We start from the raw sequence: 6,369 nt of genomic DNA, 5'->3' as shown, positions 1-6,369 counted from the left end.
CGCTGGACCCTCCACGGTGACGGCCGCGCCCCCGGGCCCGGCGAGGTGGTGCGGCCCGACGAGCGGATGAGCTGGGGCCGCACCGTCGGGCTCGGGATGCAGCACGTGCTCGCGATGTTCGGGGCGACCTTCGTCTTCCCGGTCCTCATGGGGCTCGACCCGAACCTCGCGATCCTGCTCTCGGGTCTCGCGACGATGCTCTTCCTGCTCATGACCCGCGGGCGCGTGCCCAGCTACCTCGGGACGAGCGCCTCGTTCGTCGGGGTGGTCGCGGCGGTCCGGGCCGACGGCGGGACCAGCGCGGAGGTCACCGGCGCGATCGCGGTCACCGGGGTGGTGCTCGCGCTCGTCGGGCTCGCGGTGCACGTCGGCGGGGCGCGGGCGATCTCGGCGATCCTGCCGCCCGCGGTGACCGGCGCCGTCGTCCTGCTCATCGGCTTCAACCTGGCGCCGGTGGTGGCGGGGACGTACTGGCCGCAGGACCAGGGTGTCGCGCTGCTGACGATGCTGGTCGTGATGGTGGTCGCCGTCGCCGGGCGGGGGATGTTCGGGCGGCTCGCGGTGCTCGTCGGGCTGGTCGTCGGGTACGTGCTCTCGGCGGTGCTCGACGCGACGATCGGCCCGATCACGGCGCCGAACGCCTCCGGGGTGGTCTCCACCCACCCGCGCCTCGACCTCTCGGCGGTCTCCGACGCCCCGTGGATCGGCCTGCCGTTCGGGACGCCCGACGCCCCGGGCCTGCACCTGCCCGCGTTCAGCGCCTCGGCGATCATCGTCGTCGTCCCGGTCGTGGTCGCGCTCATCGCGGAGAACACCGGGCACGTGAAGGCCGTCGCGTCGATGACCCGGGAGAACCTCGACCCCTACCTCGGGCGGGCGCTGGCCGCGGACGGCATCGCCACGGCCGTCGCGGGCGGGGTCGGCGGATCCCCGACGACGACGTACGCCGAGAACATCGGCGTCATGGCCGCCACGCGGGTGTACTCGACGGCGGCCTACTGGGTCGCCGCCCTCGTGGCCGTGCTGATCGGGTTCTGCCCCAAGTTCGGCGCCGTCGTGGCGGCGACGCCTGGCGGGGTGCTCGGCGGGATCACCGTCGTGCTCTACGGGATGATCGGCCTGCTCGGGGCGCGGATCTGGGTGGAGAACCACGTCGACTTCTCCCGGCCCGAGGTCCTCGTCCCGCTCGCGGCGGGAATCGTCATCGGGGTCGGCGACGTGGCCTACACGTTCTCCGGTGGAGAGCTCGGCGGGATCGCGCTGGGCACCGTCGTCGTCGTGGTCGGGTACCACGCGCTGCGCCGGATCGCGCCGGACCGCGGAGGTCCCACCGCGGTCGATCCCACCGCCGCCGACCCGACGCCCGCCGTCACGGGGGAGCAGGCCGGCCCGGGGGAGGACCCTCCAGGCCGCGCAGCAGAGCGGTGAGGGTCCGGCCGAACAGATCGTCGGCCACGCTCTCCGGCCGCAGCCGGCGCTGCTGGACGAGCCCCTGGTAGAGGGCGTTGACGACGCCGGCCACCTCGGCGTCGTCGAGCGTCCACGTCACCCCGCGGCGCTGCCGCTCGGCGGCGACGAGACCGGAGACGACCCGCTCGACGCGGGCCTGGTGTGCCGCCAGCCCTTCGCCGAACTCGGGGGAACGCACCGCGTAGAGCCAGGCCTCCGCGCCGAGCAGCGCGAGGTGGTCGGAGTCCGCCTCCTCGCGCAGCCGACGGTCGAGTGCGGGCAGGACGGCGTCGAAGCCGGCGGCGAGCTCGGTCTCGGCGGCCGCGAACTCGCGGTCGGCACGCCGCTCGAGCAGGGCGAGGAAGAGCTTCTCCTTGCTGGTGAAGTGCGCGTACACCGAGCCGACCGAGACGCCGGCCCGACGGGCGATCTCCTCGACCGAGGCGGCGCCGTAGCCACGGTCGGCGAACACCGCGAGACCCGCGTCGAGAAGGTTCTCGTGGGTGCGGGCCTTGGCGGCCGCCCGCGAACCGGCGCGTCGAGGGTGCTCGCCCTCGGGAGCGGCGCTGGACATGCGCCCATTGTCCCGACGAGCGCCAGGGTCACCGCGCACGCCGGGCCGTGCTGGTCAGGGAGGATGACGACGCGGGTGGGTGATGGTTCCAGCATCACCCACCCGCGCCGCCTCGTCGGCGCGACCACGTCCCCGACGGTCGTGCGTCGCGCCGTCAGACGCCGAGCGGGGCTCCCCGTCCCACTGGCGCGTCGTGGATCCTGCTCAGAGCAGTCCGTCGGCGATGCTGCCGACGGTGTCGTTGCCGAGGATGCCGTTGACGGCTCCGCCGACGCCGCCGACGAGGCCGCCGACGCCCTGTGCGAGCTCGCCGCCCGCACCGACGACGCCGCCCACGAGTCCCTTGTGGTGGGACGACGTGTGGTGGGACGAGGCGTGGTCGGTGCCGTGCGAGTGCGACTCGGTGGCGTTGGCCGCGCCGGCCATCGCCACCGAGCCGACGCCCGCGAGCATCGTCGCGGCGGCCACACGGCGGGTGGTGGACATGGTCATCCAGTGCTCCTTCTGTCGTGACGCCGGGGACGTCCGTTCCCTCGCGTCCCTGGCGTCGTTGTGCTGGACGAGCGGAATTCTCACGGGAACCTGAGAACGCCTCTCATCTCGGGTCCGTTCACTGAGCGGACCCTCACTGAACCGTTCGGCCTCACGGCGTCGACCGGTTGGGCTGTTCGGACGCGGCAGGCGGCCGCTGCACCCGCTCGACCGGGTGACGCCTGCTCTCTTCGGGTGATACTTCCCCGTACGCGTAACAGTTCGTGATCCCTCCACCTCTCGGTGTTGATCGTTGACATCTGCTTCCGGCGAGTCCTAAGTTCGTACTCAACCGGAACGTTGAATACGAGGGAGGTGAAGGTCGTGGAGGACTCGCTCTCCCGGGCCTTCGCCGCCCTCGCCGACCCCATCCGGCGCGACATCGTCGCCCGCCTCACCGCGGACGACGCGACCGTGACGGAGCTCGCGGAGCCCTACGACGTGAGTCTCCAGGCCGTCTCGAAGCACCTCGGCGTGCTCGAGGCGGCGGGCCTGATCAGCCGCCGCCGGGACGGCCAGCAGCGCTGGGCGCACCTCGAGGTCGACGTGTTCGACCTGCTCACCGGCTGGATCGACCACCACCGCCGCCGTGCCGAACTGCGCTACCAGCGGCTCGACGCCGTCCTCGCCGAGATGTCAGCGACCGACCCCGAGACTCCGGAGTGACCCGTGAACACCACGCTCGCCACCACCATCACCGCCGACCCGACCCTTCCCGCCATCCGGATCACCCGGGAGTTCGACGCCCCTCGCGCGGCCGTCTACCGAGCGCACGTCGACCCCGACCTCGTCGTCCGGTGGCTCGGCCCGCGCCGGCTGACCATGACCGTCCAGGGCTGGGATGCCCGGACCGGCGGCGGCTACCGGTACACCCACGCCGGCGAGGACGGCACCGAGCACAGGTTCTTCGGCTCGTTCCACGAGCTCCGCGAGAATGAGCGCATCGTCCAGACCTTCACCTACGAGGGCTTCCCGGACGGCGTCGCGGTGGAGACGTTGACGCTTGTCGAGCTCCCCGGCGGGCGCACGCGCCTGGAGATCTTCTCGATCGGCGAGTCCTTCGAGGCGCGCGACGCGATGATCGAGAGCGGCATGGAGGAGGGCGTCGTGGAGGGCTACGAGCGGCTCGACGAAGTGCTGGGGGCCGACGCCTCCTAGCGTGCGGCCCCGTGTGGGGTCCGCTCAGACGCCCGTACGGCCGTCGATCCGCTCGCGGAGGAGGTCGGCGTGACCGTTGTGACGCGCGTACTCGCCGATCATGTGCGCGTAGATTCACCGCAGCGTGACCTCGCCGTCCCCGAGCGGGCAGGTGTGGTCGAGGTCGCGGTCGCCGCAGTGGCGCCGCGCGACGTCGACCTCCCGTCGCCACGTGGCGAGCCCGTCGCACTTCCCGATGAGCGTGGCGCGGTAGAAGTCGAGCCAGCCGGCCGGTGTGGCGCGTTCGTCGGCGTTCGTCGGGGGCACGGCGCGCTCGGGGACGACACGCCGGTCACCTTCCCAGCAGAGGCCGACAGCGTCGGCGGGAGCTCCGCGGCCCTCAGTGCACGCGACCGAGGACCGTCGCGAGGTCCTCGGGCATCAAGAGCATGGGCTAGCTCTCGCACATCACCACCGAGACGGTTCGGCAGTGGCGGACCCGTCTCCTGCGGGACCGACGCGCTCCGAGGATCGCGCCACCGAGGCGTACAGCCTGCTGCACGCGACGATGAACACGGCCGTGGATGACGAGCCGATCAAGCGGAACCCATGCCGCGTCAAGAGCGCCGGCCAGCATCGGACCCCCGAGCGGCCGGTGGCGACGGTGCCGCAGGTGTTCGCCCTCGCGGATGCAGTCCCGCCAGGTTCCGCGGGCTCATCCTTTCGGCGACGTTCACGGGTCTGCGCTGGGGCGAACCTATCGCTCTGCGCCGTCGCGACGTCCGACTGGACGCTCGCGTCCTCGTGGTCGGTCGACGAATCGCGGAGAGCCGCGGGGGAGTGATGGGGGAAGGGCCACCCAAGTCCCGCCGGCTTCCACTGCCACGATCTCCGGCACACCGGCAACCAGCTCGTGGCGGCGGCCGGTGCGAGCACACGCGAGCTGATGCACCGCATGGGGCATGGCTCGATGCGCGCGGCGCTGATCGACCAGCACGCCACGAACCAGCGTGACCGCGTGCTCGCCGACGGCCTGAGCGACCTCGTGCAGACGGCCCGCGGCACGTCAACGGAGGCGTCCCCGCCGCCATCTACCGCGCTCAAAGCGTCCACCGAGGAGGATCGCTAGCTAGACTCACCCCAGCGCGAGGCTCCCCACGTCCGGCCGTTTACACCGCACGTGAGACGTGAACCGCTCGCTTTCACCAGTTCCAGGCTGCGTCTGAGAAGGAATGCCGTGAACGCGCTCCAGATGGCGACGGCCGAGCGGACCGACCTGGCGAATCTTCTGGCGACGCTGAGGCCCGAGCAGTGGGAAGCCCCTTCGTTGTGCGAGGGCTGGCATGTCCGCGACGTGGTCGCGCACGTGATGAGCTTCGACGTCAGTCCACTTGGGATGTTTCGCCGTGCCATCCGCGGTCGGATAGTCCACATCAACCAGGTCGGCGTCGACGAACTGGCCCTGCTGAGTACCGACCAGCTCCTCGACAAGCTGCGGGCTCACCTGAGGCCACAGAGGCTGGCCGCGATCTTCGGAGGACGGCTCGCCCTGCTCGATGTCACCATTCATCATCAAGACATCCGCCGGCCACTCGGTCTGCCACGCGAGATTCCGGCTGAACGGCTGCGCCTGGTCCTGGACTCCAGCGTGCGCAGCGTGGAGTTGCCGACGTGGCGCATCGCCCGGGGTGTACACCTGGTCACGTCCGATCTGGACTGGAGCCACGGCTCAGGGCCAGAGGTTTCAGGGCCGGCGGAGGCCATGCTGATGACGATCACCGGTCGGCCATGCGCCGTCGGTGAGCTGACCGGTCCAGGGCAGCCGGTGGTGGCCGCCCGGCTTGCCCGCTGACTTCATCGGCGCACCGTCCGTCCCGATCACCCCGCTCTGGCGCCGTCACGGACCCCGCCCTCGGCGTCCAGCGCCGGCGGCCACGCCTGCTGGGGGAGCTTCGCGAGCAGGTCGGCGGTGTGATCGGGCAGGCCGAACCCCACCGAGTAGGACAACTTGCCTGCGGTGAGCCAGCCCAGCAGTTCGCGGGTCGACCCCGGCCCCGTCGACGCGGATCAGCACCGAGCGCTAGCTAGTGGCACGTGGCGACGCACTCTCGTGGCGATGGAAGCCAGGGTAAGCCCGCTGACCTGCATGAACGCTGTGGAGCGGGCGACGGGAATCGAACCCGCGTAGCCAGTTTGGAAGACTGGGGCTCTACCATTGAGCTACGCCCGCGCGGCCCGTTCCCGGGTCGACTCCACCGTATCCGATCCCTGATGGACGGCGTGATTCCGGGCGGCACTCCTCCTCGCTGCTCCGTTCGAGTACGCCGCCGAGGTTGCCTGGACTTTCTTCTGGATCGTTAAGTAGACGCTCTGTCACGGTTTAGTCCTTCACTAACGTCTTGTGAACGGGTACACAAGCACGATCCGCGGCAGTCAAGAGTTCCTCGGGGACTCGATCTGTGACCCTCACCTGGTACTTCACGGTAGGGCCGCCGACGCGTCGAGGATGGACATCGGGCCAGAGCAGCAGCCGGAAGGGAGCCCACGATGGACACGGAGCGCGACATGACGATCAACTCGGACGAAGACCACATCGTTCGCGGTCTGGACTGACGCGTCGGACGGGTGCGGACGACGGCGTCCGTACACCCGTCGACATCCATCTCTCGGCTTCGGCC

The 6,369-nt window shown here is 70.8% G+C and carries 10 protein-coding genes and 1 tRNA gene; 5 read left to right on the top strand and 6 right to left on the bottom strand.

Annotated elements, in window-relative coordinates; genetic code table 11:
* Window positions 1-1,428, top strand: a 1,428-nt coding sequence (locus tag VGI02_RS26815) for a uracil-xanthine permease family protein (protein WP_331632734.1), incomplete at its 5' end; no start/stop codon positions are given.
* Here VGI02_RS26815 and VGI02_RS26810 read toward each other — a convergent pair.
* Window positions 1,370-2,023 (bottom strand): TetR/AcrR family transcriptional regulator, encoded by a 654-nt coding sequence (locus VGI02_RS26810; RefSeq protein ID WP_331632732.1) that lies wholly within the window; start codon window positions 2,021-2,023, stop codon window positions 1,370-1,372. The two genes, VGI02_RS26815 and VGI02_RS26810, sit on opposite strands and share 59 nt — an antisense overlap.
* A gap of 204 nt (window positions 2,024-2,227) precedes the next feature.
* Window positions 2,228-2,515 carry a hypothetical protein gene (locus tag VGI02_RS26805; protein WP_331632730.1) on the bottom strand — a complete coding sequence of 96 codons (288 nt, stop codon included), beginning with the start codon at window positions 2,513-2,515 and terminating at the stop codon, window positions 2,228-2,230.
* Between the two features lie 363 nt (window positions 2,516-2,878).
* Here VGI02_RS26805 and VGI02_RS26800 point away from each other — a divergent pair, with 363 nt between their 5' ends.
* Window positions 2,879-3,220 (top strand): ArsR/SmtB family transcription factor, encoded by a 342-nt coding sequence (locus tag VGI02_RS26800; protein WP_331632729.1) that lies wholly within the window; start codon window positions 2,879-2,881, stop codon window positions 3,218-3,220.
* A 3-nt stretch (window positions 3,221-3,223) separates the two neighbouring features.
* Window positions 3,224-3,712 carry an SRPBCC family protein gene (locus tag VGI02_RS26795; RefSeq protein WP_331632728.1) on the top strand — a complete coding sequence of 163 codons (489 nt, stop codon included), beginning with the start codon at window positions 3,224-3,226 and terminating at the stop codon, window positions 3,710-3,712.
* 24 nt (window positions 3,713-3,736) lie between these two features.
* Here the strand turns inward: VGI02_RS26795 and VGI02_RS26790 are convergent, their stop codons facing one another.
* Together VGI02_RS26790 and VGI02_RS26785 are read right to left on the bottom strand one after the other, a co-directional pair.
* Window positions 3,737-3,826, bottom strand: coding sequence for a mycothiol transferase (locus VGI02_RS26790; protein WP_331632736.1), 90 nt, complete (start codon window positions 3,824-3,826; stop codon window positions 3,737-3,739).
* Complete coding sequence (locus tag VGI02_RS26785; protein ID WP_331632727.1) at window positions 3,827-4,018, bottom strand: hypothetical protein; 192 nt, start codon at window positions 4,016-4,018, stop codon at window positions 3,827-3,829. It abuts the gene before it with no gap.
* A gap of 619 nt (window positions 4,019-4,637) precedes the next feature.
* Between VGI02_RS26785 and VGI02_RS26780 the strand changes: the two genes are divergently transcribed.
* Both VGI02_RS26780 and VGI02_RS26775 read left to right on the top strand, forming a co-directional pair.
* A complete protein-coding gene (locus VGI02_RS26780) occupies window positions 4,638-4,820 on the top strand; it encodes a hypothetical protein (protein WP_331632725.1) in 183 nt (60 codons plus the stop codon).
* Window positions 4,821-4,928: 108 nt separating this feature from the next.
* Window positions 4,929-5,543, top strand: a complete 615-nt coding sequence (locus tag VGI02_RS26775; RefSeq protein ID WP_331632723.1) for a maleylpyruvate isomerase family mycothiol-dependent enzyme — start codon at window positions 4,929-4,931, stop codon at window positions 5,541-5,543.
* 26 nt (window positions 5,544-5,569) lie between these two features.
* On the opposite strand, the gene VGI02_RS26770 is transcribed toward VGI02_RS26775, so the two are convergent.
* Both VGI02_RS26770 and VGI02_RS26765 read right to left on the bottom strand, forming a co-directional pair.
* Window positions 5,570-5,698 (bottom strand): hypothetical protein, encoded by a 129-nt coding sequence (locus VGI02_RS26770; protein ID WP_331632738.1) that lies wholly within the window; start codon window positions 5,696-5,698, stop codon window positions 5,570-5,572.
* A gap of 149 nt (window positions 5,699-5,847) precedes the next feature.
* Window positions 5,848-5,921: transfer RNA gene (locus VGI02_RS26765), tRNA-Gly, on the bottom strand.
* Window positions 5,922-6,369 lie beyond the last annotated feature (448 nt).

This window comes from Actinomycetospora sp. (assembly GCF_036497245.1).
Classification (GTDB): Bacteria; Actinomycetota; Actinomycetes; order Mycobacteriales; family Pseudonocardiaceae; genus Actinomycetospora.
This window is presented reverse-complemented; position numbering and strand designations above follow the sequence as displayed.

Coding starts and splice junctions, on each gene's coding strand:
- VGI02_RS26810 (WP_331632732.1), bottom strand. CDS start 2,023: ATGTCCAGCGCCGCTCCCGAGGGCGAGCACCCTCGACGCGCCGGTTCG.
- VGI02_RS26805 (WP_331632730.1), bottom strand. CDS start 2,515: ATGACCATGTCCACCACCCGCCGTGTGGCCGCCGCGACGATGCTCGCG.
- VGI02_RS26780 (WP_331632725.1), top strand. CDS start 4,638: ATGCACCGCATGGGGCATGGCTCGATGCGCGCGGCGCTGATCGACCAG.